Origin of the sequence: Hyalangium versicolor, from assembly GCF_020103695.1 — a bacterium.
Lineage (GTDB): Bacteria > Myxococcota > Myxococcia > Myxococcales > Myxococcaceae > Hyalangium > Hyalangium versicolor.
This window is the reverse complement of sequence record NZ_JAHXBF010000029.1, coordinates 110,116-126,912: the sequence shown is the minus strand read 5'-3', so window position 1 is coordinate 126,912 and position 16,797 is coordinate 110,116. Positions and strand designations below refer to the sequence as shown.

The following is a 16,797-nucleotide window of genomic DNA, read 5'->3' as shown; positions in this document are numbered from 1 at the left end:
CGAGTTCCTCCCGTTTGGCGGCGGCGCCCGGCGCTGCCTCGGGGCGGCCTTCGCCGCATTTGAGATGCGAGTCGTGCTGGCCACGCTGGTCCGCGCCGCCCGCTTCCGCCTCCACGGCGACGCGGCCATCCGCATCGTGTTGCGGAACGCCGTGGTCGGGCCCTCCCGGCCCATCCAGCTGGCGCTGGAATGATGCGTCGAGGCGCACGGCCGGCCGGCCATGCCCGGTTTGACGGGTCAGGGGTTGGAGTGATGGGGGCACTCTCCCCCCAGCCGCGCGCCGCTCAGGGCTAGAGACGCCAGAGGGGCACACTGGGGGCATATGAAGAAAACGAGGACAAAGAAAAACCCAGCAACCCGTTGAGATTGATGGGCTTCTCGGGATGGATGCGGCGGGAATCGAAGCCGCAGCCCGGCCCTGAGGGTGGATCGGAGCCCCCGGCTCGCGCCATGTCTCCGGCTCATGAGCCGGAGCGAGCAGCAGGAACTCCCTGCACACTGCGGCCTTGCGTCTGCTTGGCGAGCTGGAGGATCTGTTCCTCCGAGAGCTGCTCCGTCCGGATGACCGACCGAGTGGCTTCGAGCCGCTGAACCTGTCCATCGCGCAGGACGTGGAACTGTCCCTGCTTCTGGGCCGGGAGCTTCGAGGAGATATCCACGCGGACGTCGCTGAACATCGGCTTGAGCTTGGCGAGCGCCGTGTTCTCCTTGACGCGGCCGACGAACCAGGTGCGCACGTTGTCGCGGCACCGGTAGTCGAGATCGCCAGGGCTCTGGGTCGCGAGCATGATCCCCACGCCGGCCGAGCGCGCTCGCCGGAGAAGGTTCTCCATGGGCTGCTTGGTGGCGGGCTGGCTCATCGCGGGGAGGTACACGTCCGCCTCGTCGAAGAGCAGGACGGCCTGGAGCCGGTTGGAGGGGTGTTGATTGGCCCAGCGCGAGGTCTCGATCAGCAACTGGGCCACCCAGAACAGCACGCGGGTGTTGTCCCCCAGGAACTTCGTGCTGATGATGCTCAGCCGGGTCTTCGGTGAAGCGCTCCCGGCTTGCAGGCCCAGCAACTCTCCGAGTTCCAGCTGTTCTCCACCCGCAGTGAGCAGCGAGCGCATGCCCAGGCGCAGCGTCTCGAGATCCTGTGCCAGCCGGGTGAACACCTTCGGATCCAGGCGCCCCGCTTCGTTGAGGAGCAGGGGATCCTGGGACGCGACGAACTGCTGGACCATCTCCAGCGTCAGCTCGCGGGTTCGGGGCTGCTGAACGAGCAGGTGCAGCGCCTGGGTCAGCAGCACACGCGCCGCCTTGTCCCGAGGCGTCTGCCGATACTCCAGCATGCCGGCGATGGCATCCGCGGCGTGCTGAACGCCCTGCTCGCGCTCCTCCGAGGGGAGGGTGCCGAGCCCCCGTGGAACGATGGGGATGGCCAGCGCACGTCCATCCGCACGGCCCGGTGTGTAGAGCGCCACCTCCACCCGCTCGCGCAGCAGGCGCCGACGCTCGGCGAGGGCAGGGTTCGAGAGTTGCTCTTCCCAGGCCTCGGGGCGTGCATACGCGGCCAGGTCTCCCTTGCGATCCACGACGATGACAGGGGTGCCCTGGAGCAGCAGTTGCTCGATGGCATTGAGCGCCAGCGTCGTCTTGCCGCTGCCCGAACCTCCGAGGAAGGCCGAGTGTTTGGTGAGTTCGTCGGGCTGCAGCAGGACGGGCTCCGCCAACAACCCCTCGGTCACACCCAGTGAGAGGGCCACCTCGGGCTGTGAGGGCTTGGCAGCCGCGGCCTGAACCTGCACGGGGCGAGAGGGGGGCGCAGCGGGAGGTGGGGCCGCAGGAGCCGAAACCGGTGCTGCGATGGCGGCCGCCGAGGCCTCCGTCACCAGCCGCTCGAGATCCAGGATGTCTCGGATGACCTTGAGGCGGGTGATGGGCTTGGTCGTGCGGCGCCACTCCTGGAACGAGGAGGAGGAACTACGGCTCTCATGGAAGGTGCGCAGCGCCAGCAGGGCGCGCAGGTCGCTGTCCCCCAGCACGGCACGCCGGCCGCCCTTCTGCACCAGCAAGCCAATCTCCTGGGCGACGACGCCTTTGGCTGCCTGGGGGAAGGCCGTGGTGCGGACCACCACCGGGACTCTTCCTGCCGCGGACTCGCGGACCTGGGCGATCTGCCTGCCCAGATGGCCTCCCTGCGCGCCCTTGTTGCACAGGGCCACGAACAACCGGGTGTTGCCGGGCAGAATGGAGATCTCCACCCCGGAGGGCTTCTTCTCCACCGAGAAGCGTGGGCCGTTGCTCAGCTCGTGACTGCTCTCCTGGATGGCCCACGCGAGCAGGGTGGCCAGCGAGGGATCATCCTCGGGCGGCTCTTGCTTGTGGCCCGCTCGGAAGTCCGTCCACATCTGCTCGAGGTCCTCTTTCGGCTCGATCTTGGGCGGCGCGACGGGGGGCTGGGTGATGGGACGCCCGCTCGACTCCAAGGGAAAGGTGTCAGGGAGCCGCTGATCCTGCGCGGCCTTCTCGCGGTACCGGCGGCACGCATCCAGCACATCCCGGGTCCGCTGTCCGCTCAGCTTCTCGAAGCCCGGGAACGGGAACGGGAAGGTGGGATCGTTGGGATCGAAGCGGACCTCCATCTGATCGTACAGGTTCTGCAACCGCAGGGTGGTGATCTGCCGCGCGGTCTCGGCCGTGGCGAGGGACTCCAGGGCGATGGGCTCCGGATCGTTCTCGAGCCGGTCCAGCAGCGCGCGGGTGAGCTGGGGCTTCATCTTCACCCAGAAGTCGCTGAGGAAGCAGAGGACGACGACTGCCGAAGGCACGCTGCTGATGATGGCCGAGAGCGCTCCCATGGCCCGGCGGAAGGAAGGCTCCACCCGTGGGTTGTTCTCGAAGTTGTACACGTCCTCCACCTGATCCACGCACAGCACGAGCGCATGGTGGATGGAGGCCATGATGCGCCCCAGATGCTCCACCATGCGCCGGGGATCGTCATCCGCCGTTCGGGGCACCAGATCCCCGAGCATCTTCCGGTCCGGGCCGGACAGATCCTCGCAGCGCAGCCACTTGAGGACGCGGTGGTGGATGCGAGGATCCTTTCGCTGCAGGTAGAGCAGGGCGCGCAGGAGATCCAGATCGCTGTTCCGGTAGCGCTCGTCCGCCAACAGCGCGTCGGCGGCGTCGATCACCGCCTGGTGGAGTGCTTCTCCCTCCAGAGGCTCTTCGTCGTTGGCGACACGCTGGGCCTGGGCGCTGGTGCTGCGCGAGAGCAGTGCGCTCGACAACCGCATGAGGCCGGAGTCCGGGCGCATGTTGGTGTCATAGGCCTGGTCCAGCGAGTCGATGAGGTTGGACAGGATGTAGCGATCGTAATTCGACGTATCCACCGTCATCGGCATGTAGCCGACGAAGCCCTGGACGTTGCCGTGCGCCATGTTGCGGAAGGCGCGCAGCAGGTGCGTCTTCCCACTGCCGGACTCTCCCAGCAACAGGAGGATCTTCCCGGAGTCCGGGGGCGGAGTGGCTGTCGCGCGATCCAGCAGGCGCTCGAAGGCGCGGCGGGCGGGGGCGTTGATGTCCTCCACATCGAACGGATCAGGCCGCCAGATCTGCTGGCGGTGCTGAATGGTGGTGAAGACCTCGTGACGTCCAGAGAGAAAGGCTGCGAGTCGGGGATCGGTGGGCACGGGACCTCTGGAGTGTGAGGATTAGAGGACGATGAAATGGAAGCTGGCGCCGTAGGCGCTCACCTCGGACTCGGAGACATCGGCTGGATTCATGGCCTCCACGAGGTCCGCCCGGCTCAGGGAGAGCCGGCGGGTGCGGTTGGCTTCCAGCAGTTGCTGATCAAAGGCCTCGCGGTTTCCCCACTCGGGCTGGAGCGCCTTCCACACGTGGGAGATGAAGACCTTGTTCTCTCCAAACCGTCCCGTGGGTGAGGCCCGCGCCGCGGCGAGCACGCGCTCGGCGAAGGCGGACAGGGAATCCTCAGGGGCAGGGGCGGGAGCGGGAGCGGGTGTGGAGGTGGCCTCGGTCTCTGCGGGGAGCAACCACCCACGCAATGCAGCCATGCGAATGGCCTCCGCGTCGGGGCGTGAAGCCTTCACGGTGCGGGCCGCAAGCTGGCGCAGCGCCAACTCGGGATGGGCCACCTTGGACTCGAGCAGCTTACCGAGCAGATGCGCCTGCACGGCGTTGAGTGTGAAGGGCTGCTCCGTCTCCACGCCCAACTGCTTCCACAGCAGCCGGTCTCGCGCCTGGACCAGGGTGGGGGCTTCGGGGAGGGGGAGCTGGTGTTCCTGGCGGAGGAGCGCGGCGCGGACTCCATCCGCATCCTCAAGCCGTGCCAGGGTTTGTTTGGTGGGAGGCAAGCCCAGGGCGCGTGCCAGCAGCAGGGTCTGTTTGAGCTTGGCCCAGCTCAAGCCTCGGGGAAGGTGCTCCACCCCGAGCAGGCTCAGGCCCGAAGCCTGTCCCTCGGGCGTCAACTCGAGGCCGCCCCGAGCATGAGTCAGGACGCGCCCATCCCGTGCCAGGTCCTCGATCAGTGCCTCGCATCGGTTGGCCCACTCCGCCCGGCTCCAGCGGTGTGCGACGATGGGCGTGAGGGCCTTGTGCAACTCCTTGCGTGAGCCTCGGCGCTTGGGACGGGTGAGGAGCCATGCGAGGGCAAGCCCCGCCAATCTTTCATCCGTGAGAGTCATTCATGATCTCCAGTGTGCAGGCGGAGCCGCTTCCGGTCATCCACCAGGCTGGTCAGGGTTGAGAGGATGCTTTCCAACCGGTCCACCACATCCTCGGCGAGCACGCGAAGCACCCAGTAGCCGGCACGTTGGAGCGCTACATCCTTGCTCCGGTCGCGCCTGTAGGCGTCTCGGTTCTGGAAGTGGTAGTAGCCGTCAATCTCTACTGCGAGCTTCAGGTTTCGGCAGAGCAGATCCACTTCGAACCGTTGCCGGCCGGGGTCGAGTTCCAGTCTGGCATTGAGTTCGAAGAGCCCCGCGGTGGCCGGGTAGTGGCGCAGTTGCTCGAAGAGGAAGCGCTCGGCGGCGCTCCGGGCCCGGTCCTCGGCCTGGGTGCCATAGGCGGCGTTCATCGCCTGAGCCGCTTCGGCATAGAGGGTGAGGAGGGGATCGGGCATCCCCTCCTGTTGCATCCGCACCAGCGTGGGGACCACGGTGCTCACACTGGGGATGGAGAGCGGGGGGGCGTCGAAGTCCAGCCGTCCTTCCCGCAGCATGGCCACCACCCGGGATTCGGCTTGGTGGACGCAGCCTGCAAAGGCCTCGGGAGACAGGGCACACACGGCGGTGAGTTCGGGAGCCGCGGCACAGAGCGCCGTCACGGTGCGCAGACTCTGGAAGAGGGAGGAGTGTTCGCGGATGCGGAGCGCCGGAGCGCGGCCAGCGGGGACCAGGGTCAGCAGTGCGATGAGCGTCGCCTCGGGATTGCTTGCGATGCGCTGGCGGAGTGTGTCTGGGAGCGAGTTTGGGCTCGAGGCAGGAGGCGTTTCGAGCAGGAGCCTGCAGAGTTCCCACACCTCGGGAGTGCTCGTCGGAAGCGGCAGGCCATCGAGAAGGATGCGGCGCTCGTGGAGGGTCTTTCCTTGAAAGAGCAGCTCAGGCCGGGATCCGGAGGCGGTGTGGTGAAGGACGACGTAGGCCTCGGCATCGGCGGTGAGATTTCGTTCCTGCGCCAGGGCCGTGGCCCAGGCTGTGACCATCTCCGAGGTGCTCTGTGGGTCCACCTCAACGACAGGGAGTTGGTGGTTCCAGGTCCACTGGGACCACACCGCGAATGCCTGCTCGGGCGGACCGACCAACACGCTGAGTGTGGGAACTCCCTCACCACGGCGGCGCGCGTGCCGATCCAGTGCTTCCAGAAGGGTGGCTTCACGTGATGGCACGACAGGACCCCCCAGGTCCTACATACACGATCAACCGTCCCATGTGCCAGAGACACCCTAGAGGGTTGTAGCGTTTCAGGCCCGTTTCCGGCGTGTAGTCCGTTGGCCTGCTCTTGCGTATCCAGGCGCACAGTCGGGCGCCTGCAGCGCAACGAGCATGAGGCTCCCCTATTTCAGGCGGACCTTGTGTCGCTCCACCGTGGCGTTGGGCCGTCCCATGAAGGTGTCGAGCAGGCGTTCCTCGACCCCCAACTCTTCCCAGACGGACGAGCGCTCAAGCCCGACACACTCTTGGGGCTCTGCGCTTCTCTCATTCCCGACGGTGTCGAAGATCGTGCAGCGCCGGAAATTGCCTAGCTCTTGCTTGAAATGCACGATTGGCTGGGAAAACTGCTCCTCCAGTTTTCTCCACCCAATGAGCTCCCACGAGCTCTCCTTCATATGCCGGACCATGATCTTGAAGAGGATGGGTTTGGAGGCAATCCGCTCCAGATCGGAATCTGGAGTGTGCGTCCTGTAATCATAATAGGCATCATGCGGCAGCTTGAGCACCCGGCCATATCCAAAAGAGCCGTCGGCAAGGGGAAGCCTCAAGAACGAGCCTGGCCTGTAGATCCGCGGCATCTCTAGTATCCTGTGTAAGGAAGCGCCCATGGTCCGCGGAGCGCTCATCGACAATACCTGTGCATAGCAAAAGGCAGGCAAGGTGAGCACTGCGGCAAGACATAACACAGCCATGCAACTCTCCGGAGAGAGCGACACAGCAGCCCAAGGTGGGGTCACCACTAGAGCGCGGCTACGGCGGCATCTATTGCTTCGTCGCCAGTCCCTGAGGCGTGAGGGGCATCGTCCGGGAGTGAATGCCTGGAAATCATGTTTAGCTGACTTGGCAATGAATCCGTGTTAGCAGGCCTCCCCCCAGTCTTGCCTGCGCATGGACTCAAGGTGGAGTCCGGGCGCTCGGAGGTCGTTCCCATGAAGAAGAACCCCCATCTCATGGCCCTGGTCTTCGCGGGCGCCGTCTCGGCGTTCGCGTCCGGCTGTGGTCAGGAAGTTCCCAGCCCCCAGGAGGGCGACGAGGCCCTGGCCACCAGCGGTGATGCGCTCGCGTGCAGCACTCGCATCACCTACGGAGATCGGTGGATCCGCCCCTCGGGCCACACGGCCCAGTACGACACCGCGGCGAACCTGGTGACGTGGGATGGCACCTGCGTCAACGAGGGCACCAACTCCTACGCCGTGCTCTCCAATGGCTGGAAGCCATACTTCACCGGCAACAACGCGTGCGTGCTGGCGCTCGACACGGATTGCTCCGGTGCCACCTCGTGCTCCACGCGCATCAGCTACAGCGCGGCGTGGCTGCCTCCTTCCGGGCACACGGCCCGTTTCGATGACGTGGGCGGACGCGTGTTCTGGGATCGGGCCTGCGTCAACGAGGGCAGCAACTCCTACGCGACGCTCTCCAACGGCTGGAAGCCGTACTTCACCGGCAACAACAAGTGCGGCATGTCGTTCCGGTACACGGGCTGCGGCGGGCTGTATCAGAACCCCGTCGTCCCCGTGGGCTGCGCGGACCCGGGCATCATCCATGACGGCACCCGGTACGTGGTGGCCTGCACGTCGGGCGGCGCCGCCAACGCCTTTCCCCTGCGCACCTCGCAGGATCTGGTGAACTGGACGTCCGCAGGCAGCATCTTCCCGTCCGCCAGCAAGCCCACGTGGGCCACGGGCGACTTCTGGGCGCCGGAGATCCACAAGGTGGGCAGCCGCTACATCGCGTACTTCACCGCGCGGCACTCGGACGGGAAGCTGTCCATCGGCGCGGCCACCTCGGCCAGCGCGCTGGGGCCCTTCACGGATCTGGGCCGGCCCCTGGTGCACGACACCGGCATGGGCATGATCGACGCCACGTACTTCCAGGACACCGCCGGCACGCCGTACCTGGTGTGGAAGGCGGACGGCAACGCGGTGGGTCAGGCCACGCCCATCTACGGCCAGCAGCTGTCGGCGGATGGCCTGTCACTGGTGGGCACGCGCCGCACGCTGATCAGCAACAACCTCGCCTGGGAGGGCGCTGTCGTGGAGGCGCCGTGGATCGTCTCGCGGGGCGGCTACTACTACCTCTTCTACAGCGGCAACTCGTACGCCAACAGCACGTACGCGGTGGGAGTGGCGCGCGCCACCAGCCCGCTGGGCCCGTACACCAAGCTGGGCGAGCCCATCCTCAAGACGGGCGGCGGGTGGGTGGGCCCGGGGCACAACTCCGTCATCACCGGGCCCGGGGGCGACACGTACATGGTCTACCACGCCTGGGACAGTGCCCACTCCACGCGCATGATGCTGATCGACGCCATCACCTGGCCCAACGGCTGGCCAGCGGTGCCCGAGGGGCCCTCGGCCGACTCGCGACCCATGCCATGAGGCCATAGCAAGGGCGAGGCACGGGGCCTGACCGACCGCCAAGCTTGACTATGGAGGGCGTGGCGGGCGCGCGAGCGGCCGTGCTAGGGACTCTCATGAGCCACAACGAGGGAGTCTTGTGCGTGCGCTTCTCCCGGGACGGGAGGCTCGCCACCGCGGGCGCGGATGGCACCGTGCGCATCTGGGAGCTCGAGCGCCGGCGCTTGCTATACGCCTTCTCGGGCCATCCAGGGCGTGTGTTGTCTGTGGCCTGGACGGATCACCAGGACCGGCGGTGGCTCGCCTCGGGCGGGGAGGACGGCACCTTCCTCCTCTGGGATACGTGGAACGGCTGCCTGTTGCGCTCCGTCCTGGGGCACCCCTGCGGGGTCCTCTCGATCGGCTGGGCGGGCCCCTGGCAGACGTTCTACACCGCAGGGGCGGATGGCATCCTGCGCAGAGGTCGAGCCGAGCATGGCGACAGCTACCCGCTGAGCCCCCTGCCGGAACACAGAGGCTACACCCTGGCCACGGCCTCACCGTACACCGTCGCCTTCGGGGGAGCGGACGCCAACGTCTACCGCTGGGACGCCGAGTTCGAGCGTGTCGACGTCCTCCATTCCGGCTACAGCTCGCGCGTCACGGCGATCGACTGTGGGCCCCGGTGGGCCACAGCGACCGTTGACGGCACCCTCCACGTGAGTCCATCCAGCGGCCGGCAGGCGCTCCCCTTCGTGAAGCATGGCGCGAGTGTCTTCTCCCTGGCGTGGTCCCCGGAGGGTCGTCAGCTTGCCTCGGCGGGAGCGGATGGAACCGTGCGGGTGTGGGACGTGGAAAGCGCTCGGGAGGTGCGGTCCTTCTCGGGGCACACGGGGCACGCCTTGTCCGTGGCCTGGGCTCCCTCGGGCCAGTGGCTGGTGTCCGCGGGGCATGACGGTGTCTGTGTCTGGGATTCGGGAACAGGAGCGCTCCTCGGCAGGCTTCCGAACGACGCCACGCCGGAGCCGCCACCCGCCCGCCTCCCTGACAAGCCAGCTGAGTCCAAGGACGCCGCGCCCAAGGACTTCGTGCCCAAGGAAGAGGAGCGTCCCTCCTTCACTCCGTATACCTTCACCCCGATCACTGCCGTCCCCACGGCCTTTGTCCCGATCACCTTCGTTCCAATCTCCGCCGTCCCGAATCCTCTGCCTCCTCTCGTCCCCACGCGCCGCCCGGACGAGCCCAAGGCCTGGGAGACGCTGCGCGAGGAGCAGCCCGAACGCTGGGGGACATACCTTGGGGACGTAGAGGGGACGTGGGAGTCGGAGCGCAGCGGCCATCTGCCGTACATGCGCGTCGTGCTGACAGCGCTGGGAGGCTTGCTGACCGGTGAGGTCTGGGACTTCCACGTCTCCGGGCATCGTCCCATCCTGGAGAAAACGGGCCGTTTGAGGGGAACCCTCCACGGGGATGGCTCCGCCGAGTGGACCGTGACGGAGAAGCTCGTCGACCTGGGGGAGCCTGCGCCTGTCCGGGGTCGCTTCATCGGCGACACCTTTCAGGGGACGGCCCTGAATCCGGATGGAAGCCCGCAGGCACGCGGCGACGTCGAGCTGCGCCGCGTGTCGCGCGTCACAAGCTACCCTCACTCCCATGAGCTCTGAGGGCTGGAAGCACTTGTGATCACCGGGTAGCCGGTCTCCCCGGGTCACGGCGAAGGAGGGATGCTCTCTCAGAACGTGAGGAGCATCCCTAGCGCTTCGGCTTTGGGACGTGTTGATCCATCAGGATGGGATTGCCATCGGGGTCGACGAGCATGAGGCTCGCGGGGCCAGTGGAGGACTCGTCGGCGGCGGAGACGAGGGTGATGCCGCGGGCCTGGAGGGTCCGCTGGAGCTCGCGGACGTCGTCGAAGTCAGCGAGCGGATTGGCGTTGCGGTCCCAGCCGGGATTGAACGTTAGAATGTTCTTGTCGAACATGCCTTGGAAGAGGCCGATGGTGCTGGTCTCGTTCTGCATGATGAGCCAGTTCTGGGCCTGGTCACCGCCGATGGCACGGAAGCCGAGCTTCTCGTAGAACGCTCGGGACACGGCGATGTCCTTGACGGCCAGGCTGACGGAAAAGTTGCCGAGTTGCATGGGCGCGGCTCCTGTAGGCGGGGTGGTGGCGGGTTGGCGAGGAGTCGCCGCCGCACAGCCGCTCAGGGTGAGGACAACCAGTACGCTACTGAGGATGCGAAGCATGGTGTGCTCCAGGGCTGCCAGGTGTGGCCGCCTCTCGGCAGGGTACCTGCTTTCAGCAGGGCGGTTCTTGTCAGTGCGGAGTATTGGCGGATACATCACTCTGGAAGTGCCGCGCACACCTCGCGAACGCCCTGGCGGAGCCAGCGGTGAGCGGGATCGTTGTCCTGTCTCGGATGCCAGAGCAGGGAGACTGTGATCTCCAGCGGGGGGAGGGGGAGGGGAAAGCTGTGCATGCCGGTTCTGAGGGCGTGCGTATGACGCGCCGGAACGCTCGCGATCAGATCGGAGCCGCGTGCCAGCGCCAGCGCGGAGGAGAAGCCACCGACGATCGCCACGATGTCGCGTTGAACCCCGAGAGGTTTCAGGGCCTCGTCGATAGCGCCATGAGCGTCGCCCCGGCGGGACACCAGCACATGCGAGCCTTTGGCGTAGCGGTCCAGGGTTACCTTGCGCCTGGCGAGCGGATGTCCCGGACGCACGACGCCGACGAAGCGGTCGTGGAACAGCGCTTGGGCGCGCACCTCGGGGCTGGTCATCTCGCCGACGACGCCGGTCTCCAGATCGATGCTTCCGTCACGCAGACCCGCGCTCTCCCGGTCGGTCTTCTGCACAAAGCGCAGCCGGACGCCAGGAGCCTGTCGACGTACCCATTCCAGGAGGGGCGCGCCGAACCCCTCGATGAAGCCTTCGCTCGTTCGCAGGGTGAAGGTTCGGGTCAGGCGGGCCAGGTCCAGCGCCTGCGAAGGCCGCAGGGCCGCCTCGGCCTCCTGCACGAGTTCGCTGACGCGCCCGCGCAATTCCAGCGCCCGTGGCGTGGGGGCCAGGCCGCGTCCAACCCGGACGAGCAGCGGATCGCCGGTCGTCTCCCGCAGGCGCGCCAGGGTCCTGCTCATCGCCGACTGACTGAGTCCTAGCCGTCGACCGGCCCGCGTGACGCCACCCTCGGAGAGCAAGGCGTCCAGGGCGAACAGCAGATTGAGATCCGGATGGGGCATGGGCAGGCCTGATATGGCGTCGCGTGCATATATAACATGCGAATGATGCGCGTTCCGCCACATATGGCCCGTGGATAGCTTCTTCCCGGAATCCGAGCCGATCGACTCGGACCGAACGGAGAGAGCGTCATGGTTGCCAATGCATTGGAGACGTTCGTCGAGGAAGTCAGGTCGAGCTGGGGCGCGCTCAGCTCGCGGGTCGTGGCCGAGTGTGCCCAGCACCTGCGGACACTCCTGGCGGCACCGTCCTCGCAAGCCTGGCTGGAGGCCCTTCATCGGGAGGCGCCGCCCAGGCGGGAACTCTGCCGGGACGGTGAGCACGGCTTCATGCTGCTGGCCCATACCGAACAGGCTGGGCTCTACCGGCCGCCGCACGATCATGGACGCGCCTGGGTCATCTATGGCGTGCAGCAGGGCGAGCTCGAGATCAGAACCTATGCCCGTGTCCAGTCGCCGGGCGGCGCGGTCGAGCTGGTCCAAAGAGATGCCGTGATCGTCCGGGCAGGAGAGGTTCACATCTACCTGCCCGGCGACATTCACGACACGCGCTGCGTCTCGGAAACCGCGCTGCTCTTCCGCTTCACTGAGCGCGACCTGAAGGACGAGGACCGAGAAGGGCGCATGTCCCGCTTCGACGAGCCGAACTGGGCCTGGACGGTCACGAAGCCATGAGCCGCCTTCGGTACGCGGAGGCTGTCGCCGCGGTGCTGGCTGCGGTATCGCTGGTCGTGCTGGACGCGGCCATCGTCAACGTGGCGCTCCCAGCGATCTCGCGGTCCCTGCATGTGACGCCCGGTCAGTCCGTGGGGGTTGTCACGGCCTACCAGCTCGCGCTGATCACGGCCCTGTTGCCCTGTGCGGCCCTGGGGGAGTCCATTGGTTATCGCCGGGTATTCATGGCAGGCGTCGCGATCTTCATCGGCGCCTCCGTGCTCTGCGCGCTCTCTCCATCCTTGCCTTGGCTTCTGGCCGCGCGCTTCGTGCAGGGACTCGGGGGCGCGGCCGTGATGGCGCTGGGCGTCGCCTTGATACGCCAGGTCGTTCCTCGTGAGCGGCTCGGGACCGCCATCGGCTGGAACGCGATGGTGGTCGCCTTCTCGGCGGCCGCCGGGCCGACCCTTGGCGCAGCCGTCCTGTCGGTATCGTCCTGGCCCTGGCTCTTCGCCATGAATCTGCCGATCGGCCTGGCGACGATGGCGGCCTGCCGCTTGCTGCCTTCCAGCTCGGGGACTCGGCGACCCGTGGACCTCGTCAGCGCGGCGTTGAACGCGGGCGGCTTCGGCTGTCTCGTGATCGGCGCCGAGCAACTGCCGTCCGCCCCGGTCATGGCGCTCGCGCTGTGGATCTCCGCCTGCGCCCTGTTCGCGGGGCTGGTACGCCGCGAGGCTTCGCGCGGAGCGCCCCTGATCCCGCTGGACTTGCTGCGGTTGCAGCCGCTCCGCGTCTCGGTCATCGCCTCGGTGTGTTGCTTCATGGGGCAGGCCGCGGCCCTGGTGTCGCTGCCCTTCTATCTGCGGCACGCCCTGGGTCGAGAAGCGCTCGAGACCGGCCTCTACATGACCCCGTGGCCGGTGGCAGTGATGGTGACAGCCCCGCTTGCCGGGCGACTCTCCGACCAGATCTCCGGCGCCTGGCTTTGCCTGACGGGCGGTGTCCTGCTGGCGATCGGTCTGGCCCTGGCCTCGATCTGGCCGCTCCACCACGACATGACGCCGTTGCTCCCGATCACCCTGCTGTGTGGGGTGGGTTTCGGGCTCTTCCAGACCCCGAACAATCGCAACATGTACATGTCGGCGCCGAGCGAGCGGAGCGGCGCGGCGGGGGGCTTGCAAGGGACGGCGCGTCTCTCCGGACAGACCGCCGGCGCGGTGCTCATGAGCACGCTTTTCGGGGTCGTGTCCGTGGATCTCGCCCCGAGACTGGGTCTCGGGATCGGCGCTGGCCTGGCGCTGACGGCCGGACTGGTGAGCACGCTCAGGCGGTGACCGTTTTGAGCCCCGGCACGCCTGAGCTGATTGCCTGGCAAGCTCAGGCCGCCGCCTGCTTCGGTACGGCCTCGAGCAGTGCGTCCACTTCCTTGCGGCGGAGGGCCTCGTACAGCTCCACGCGGAACGTCTCCTGGGCGTCTGTCAGGTTCCCCTGCGAGGACAGCCAGTCCAGCCGCGCCAGCAGTGCCGCCGCGCGCCCGAGCGGACTCCGCGCCGCCTCATCCCGCGCCGCCAGGATCGCCGGGATGTTCTCCGGCTGGAACGGACCGTGGAAGCCCGTCTCCGAGTCCATGTACCGCAGGATCTGCGCCCCGCCGATGCCCACTCCGTCCACTCCCGCGTGCACCGCCGCCGCGATCTGCGGCAGCCGGAAGCCCGCCGAGAAGTACGTCAGCAACCCTCGCTCGTGCGCGCGGTGCACCAGCTCCACCGCCGTGGCATGCGAGATCTGCTCCACGATCGGCACGCTCGGGTAGGTGTCCGCGGAGCCGTCCCACGTCACCTTGTCGAAGCCGCCTTCCTTCACCAGCTCGATGCCCAGCAGCCCGATCTCGCGCCGGTCCGTCACCCGCCGCTCCTCGCCACCCCGATCATCCACGATGGGCGTGTTCAGGTTGAACGCCGCCGACAGGTACTGGTTGCGCGGGTTGCGCAGCACGTTGCTCCGCAGGCAACGCATGAACTCGATGATCTGCGACGCCGTCATGCGCTCCATGGCGAACTTGCACTCGGCCACCCCCTGCTGGAACATCGCGCTCGCCGCCGCCGCCATCGTGTGCACCACCTTCCACAGATCCAGGTGGAAGCGCCCGCTGTCGAAGAGCGGCCGGCCGATGAAGCTCGTCACCGGCGCTCGCGCCGCCACGTGCAGTCGCACCTTCGCCACGTTCAGCACCGACGGGATCCGGTAGGACTCGATCGCGCTGCGATCCTGGTTCGCGCGCTCCAGGTGCTCCACGTGGACGATCACCCCGCGCATGTAGTCCTCGCGCGTCGTCGTTCCCAGAACGTGGCCCTCGCCCGGATCCGTCACGGACATATGCGTCTGGATCGGGCCCTGTCCCGGCAGCGGCATGGGCTTGTACGGCAGCGCCAGCCGCGCGCCCTGGGTCAGCGCCTCGTAGGCCTGGTGGATGACGCGCCGCTCGTGCGCCGTGGCCTTGCGCCGCTCGCGCCTCAGCGTATCGATGAGCAGGCTCGCCGCCTCCACTCGCACCGCCGGATCCACCTCCAGCTCTCGCGTGTCCCCCGTGTCCTCCGCCACGTCGGCCAACCACTGCTGGCGCAGGTCCTGGAGATCCTCCTCGATCTCGATCACGCTCGAGGACTCGAGTCGCTGCAGTACGTCGCCCATCGCCTCGGCGAAGCCGGCCAGCTCGACGAACTCAGAGGACAGTTTCGCGAGCTCGGCGCGGATGAACGCGGAGCGCTCCGCCACGCTCTGGGGCTTGAAGAGAGGGATCGCCTCCGCCTTGCGGAAGGGCTCGTGGCGGGCCTTGGTGGCGTCCACGCGCACGATCTCGATCATCTCCATCATCTGTGCGAGCAGCAGCCGCTGGGTCTGGGTCCGGCTGTCACGCATCTCGCTCATCACCGTCATTTTCGAAGCTCCATTGCAGGATTTGTTTGGCCTGATGGAGGGGGGTGGTTCGTTTTGTGATCCTCGCCCGATCTCATTCCGATTCCTGGTCACAACGTCGCGATCGCGGCTCGACCCCGGAAAGACAACTTTCAGGGTGACGCGATGCTGCAGACCGCAACCGCAAGATGGGATTGGGAAGAGGGGAGTTCGATCGGAGCCACGGCCGGGGCCATTCCCGAGCCTTGTGTCTTCGTCCTGTTCGGAGCCTCGGGAGACCTGGCGCGGCGCAAGCTCCTGCCTGCGCTCTTCCAGCTCTTCCAGCGGGGTTTGCTGCCCCAGGGGTTCGCCCTGGTCGGCGCCTCGCTCGCGAAGCTGGACCGCGAGGCCTTCCAGGCAAGCGTCCGGGAGAGTCTGGAGCAGTCCATGGGCGAGCTGGATGGCTTGGCTTGGCAGGTGTTCGCTCGGCAGCTTGATCATGTGACGATGGATCTCTCCCGCGCTGATGACTACGTGCGGCTGGGCCAGCGCTTGAGCGAGATCGACCGGGAGCGAGGTACCCGGGGCAACCGCCTCTTCTACCTCTCGGTGGCGCCCAGCCTCTTCGGACCGGTGGTGGACCACCTTGGCGAAGCGGGCCTGGCCCGGGCTGGGCGCGGCAACTGGGTGCGCATCATCGTCGAGAAGCCCTTCGGCACCGATCTCGCCAGCGCGCGGGCGCTCAACGCGCGCCTGCACCGCTTCTTCGATGAGTCGAGCATCTATCGGATGGACCACTACTTGGGGAAGGAGATGGTCCAGAACCTGCTCGTGCTGCGCTTCGGCAACGGGCTCTTCGAGCCGCTGTGGAACCGCCAGCACATCGATCATGTGCAGATCACCAACGCGGAGACGCTGGGTGTGGAGGGCCGCGGCAGTTACTACGAGCAGTCGGGCGTGGTCCGGGACATGATCCAGGGGCACGTCTTCCAGGTACTCTCGCTGCTGGCCATGGAGGCGCCCGAGGATCTGTCCCCCGAGGCCGTGCGCACCTCCAAGGTGGAATTGCTGCAGACGGCGCGTGCCTTCTCGCCCGAGCGCATCCGGACCGAGTGCATCCGAGGCCAATACAGCGCCGGGCAATCGGGCGGCCAGCTCGTGCCCGGTTACCGGCAGGAGCCCGGAGTGGCGGCCGACTCCGGGGTGGAGACCTATGCGTTGCTCACCATGCGCTTTGACAGCATGCGCTGGGCGGGGGTGCCCTTCTACGTGCGCTCCGGAAAGAGGCTGAAGGAGCGGGTGACGGAGGTGGTGGTGCACTTCAAGCCAGGGCCCTTCCGCTTCCCGGGGGTGTCCGGGCCGGAGCAGTCGGCCGGCAATCGGCTGGTGATCCGCATCCAACCCGAGGAGGGGCTGGCGCTGCGCATCAACACCAAGGTGCCCGGGCAAGGACTGCGTGCTCGGGACGTGGACATGAGCTTCCTCTACGCCCAGGGCTTCGGCGAGCGCCTGCCCGAGGCCTACGAGCCGTTGCTGCTCGAAGGCTTGAGGGGGAACTCGACGCTCTACACCCGCCGCGACATGGTGGAGCGCAGCTGGGAGCTGGTCATGCCCGTGCTCGAGGCGTGGGGGGCATCGAAGGCCGAGCCCAACTACGCGGCGGGCTCATGGGGGCCGGCCGCGGCTCGCAGCTTGCTCGAGACCCAGGGGCGGACGTGGAACCGTGAGTGAGCAGGGAGCGCT

General features: G+C 67.2%; 13 protein-coding genes. 6 read left to right on the top strand and 7 right to left on the bottom strand.

Annotated elements, in window-relative coordinates:
- Nucleotides 1–193 (top strand): cytochrome P450 (locus tag KY501_RS43150; RefSeq protein ID WP_224370119.1); only part of this gene is annotated, 193 nt, incomplete at its 5' end.
- 268 nt (nucleotides 194–461) lie between these two features.
- On the opposite strand, the gene KY501_RS43145 is transcribed toward KY501_RS43150, so the two are convergent.
- The 4 genes from KY501_RS43145 to KY501_RS43130 all read right to left on the bottom strand — a co-directional run bounded on the left by KY501_RS43145 (nucleotide 462) and on the right by KY501_RS43130 (nucleotide 6,514).
- Nucleotides 462–3,674, bottom strand: coding sequence for an ATP-binding protein (locus KY501_RS43145; protein WP_224370117.1), 3,213 nt, complete (start codon nucleotides 3,672–3,674; stop codon nucleotides 462–464).
- Between the two features lie 21 nt (nucleotides 3,675–3,695).
- Nucleotides 3,696–4,688 carry a hypothetical protein gene (locus KY501_RS43140; protein WP_224370115.1) on the bottom strand — a complete coding sequence of 331 codons (993 nt, stop codon included), beginning with the start codon at nucleotides 4,686–4,688 and terminating at the stop codon, nucleotides 3,696–3,698.
- Complete coding sequence (locus KY501_RS43135) at nucleotides 4,685–5,809, bottom strand: endonuclease domain-containing protein (protein ID WP_224370113.1); 1,125 nt, start codon at nucleotides 5,807–5,809, stop codon at nucleotides 4,685–4,687. The genes KY501_RS43140 and KY501_RS43135 overlap by 4 nt, the downstream gene beginning before the upstream one ends.
- A 249-nt stretch (nucleotides 5,810–6,058) precedes the next feature.
- Nucleotides 6,059–6,514: an immunity 26/phosphotriesterase HocA family protein gene (locus tag KY501_RS43130; protein ID WP_224370111.1), complete on the bottom strand. Its 456-nt coding sequence runs from the start codon at nucleotides 6,512–6,514 to the stop codon at nucleotides 6,059–6,061.
- 351 nt (nucleotides 6,515–6,865) lie between these two features.
- Between KY501_RS43130 and KY501_RS43125 the strand changes: the two genes are divergently transcribed.
- Together KY501_RS43125 and KY501_RS43120 are read left to right on the top strand one after the other, a co-directional pair.
- Nucleotides 6,866–8,311: a glycoside hydrolase family 43 protein gene (locus KY501_RS43125; protein ID WP_224370109.1), complete on the top strand. Its 1,446-nt coding sequence runs from the start codon at nucleotides 6,866–6,868 to the stop codon at nucleotides 8,309–8,311.
- A gap of 95 nt (nucleotides 8,312–8,406) precedes the next feature.
- Nucleotides 8,407–9,933 (top strand): WD40 repeat domain-containing protein, encoded by a 1,527-nt coding sequence (locus tag KY501_RS43120; RefSeq protein ID WP_255637292.1) that lies wholly within the window; start codon nucleotides 8,407–8,409, stop codon nucleotides 9,931–9,933.
- A gap of 88 nt (nucleotides 9,934–10,021) precedes the next feature.
- Here KY501_RS43120 and KY501_RS43115 read toward each other — a convergent pair whose 3' ends face one another.
- Together KY501_RS43115 and KY501_RS43110 are read right to left on the bottom strand one after the other, a co-directional pair.
- Nucleotides 10,022–10,408, bottom strand: coding sequence for a VOC family protein (locus KY501_RS43115; protein ID WP_224370107.1), 387 nt, complete (start codon nucleotides 10,406–10,408; stop codon nucleotides 10,022–10,024).
- 200 nt (nucleotides 10,409–10,608) lie between these two features.
- On the bottom strand, nucleotides 10,609–11,508 hold the full coding sequence (locus KY501_RS43110) for a LysR family transcriptional regulator (RefSeq protein WP_224370105.1): 900 nt from the start codon (nucleotides 11,506–11,508) through the stop codon (nucleotides 10,609–10,611).
- A gap of 144 nt (nucleotides 11,509–11,652) precedes the next feature.
- Between KY501_RS43110 and KY501_RS43105 the strand changes: the two genes are divergently transcribed.
- Both KY501_RS43105 and KY501_RS43100 read left to right on the top strand, forming a co-directional pair.
- Nucleotides 11,653–12,180: a cupin domain-containing protein gene (locus KY501_RS43105; RefSeq protein WP_224370103.1), complete on the top strand. Its 528-nt coding sequence runs from the start codon at nucleotides 11,653–11,655 to the stop codon at nucleotides 12,178–12,180.
- The gene (locus tag KY501_RS43100) at nucleotides 12,177–13,493 is read left to right on the top strand and encodes an MFS transporter (protein WP_224370101.1); all 1,317 of its coding nucleotides are present in this window, start codon (nucleotides 12,177–12,179) and stop codon (nucleotides 13,491–13,493) included. Before KY501_RS43105 ends, KY501_RS43100 begins: the two co-directional genes overlap by 4 nt.
- A gap of 43 nt (nucleotides 13,494–13,536) precedes the next feature.
- On the opposite strand, the gene KY501_RS43095 is transcribed toward KY501_RS43100, so the two are convergent.
- Nucleotides 13,537–15,096 carry a hypothetical protein gene (locus KY501_RS43095; protein ID WP_224370099.1) on the bottom strand — a complete coding sequence of 520 codons (1,560 nt, stop codon included), beginning with the start codon at nucleotides 15,094–15,096 and terminating at the stop codon, nucleotides 13,537–13,539.
- 144 nt (nucleotides 15,097–15,240) lie between these two features.
- On the opposite strand from KY501_RS43095, the gene zwf reads away from it, so the two are divergent.
- Nucleotides 15,241–16,785, top strand: a complete 1,545-nt coding sequence (zwf, locus tag KY501_RS43090; protein WP_224370097.1) for a glucose-6-phosphate dehydrogenase — start codon at nucleotides 15,241–15,243, stop codon at nucleotides 16,783–16,785.
- Nucleotides 16,786–16,797 lie beyond the last annotated feature (12 nt).

Excerpts from the sequence above, each read along its gene's own strand:
- KY501_RS43140 (WP_224370115.1), bottom strand. The coding sequence starts at position 4,688 with ATGACTCTCACGGATGAAAGATTGGCGGGGCTTGCCCTCGCATGGCTC.
- KY501_RS43130 (WP_224370111.1), bottom strand. The coding sequence starts at position 6,514 with ATGCCGCGGATCTACAGGCCAGGCTCGTTCTTGAGGCTTCCCCTTGCC.
- KY501_RS43125 (WP_224370109.1), top strand. The coding sequence starts at position 6,866 with ATGAAGAAGAACCCCCATCTCATGGCCCTGGTCTTCGCGGGCGCCGTC.
- KY501_RS43120 (WP_255637292.1), top strand. The coding sequence starts at position 8,407 with ATGAGCCACAACGAGGGAGTCTTGTGCGTGCGCTTCTCCCGGGACGGG.
- KY501_RS43115 (WP_224370107.1), bottom strand. The coding sequence starts at position 10,408 with ATGCAACTCGGCAACTTTTCCGTCAGCCTGGCCGTCAAGGACATCGCC.
- KY501_RS43110 (WP_224370105.1), bottom strand. The coding sequence starts at position 11,508 with ATGCCCCATCCGGATCTCAATCTGCTGTTCGCCCTGGACGCCTTGCTC.
- KY501_RS43100 (WP_224370101.1), top strand. The coding sequence starts at position 12,177 with ATGAGCCGCCTTCGGTACGCGGAGGCTGTCGCCGCGGTGCTGGCTGCG.
- KY501_RS43095 (WP_224370099.1), bottom strand. The coding sequence starts at position 15,096 with ATGACGGTGATGAGCGAGATGCGTGACAGCCGGACCCAGACCCAGCGG.
- zwf (WP_224370097.1), top strand. The coding sequence starts at position 15,241 with ATGCTGCAGACCGCAACCGCAAGATGGGATTGGGAAGAGGGGAGTTCG.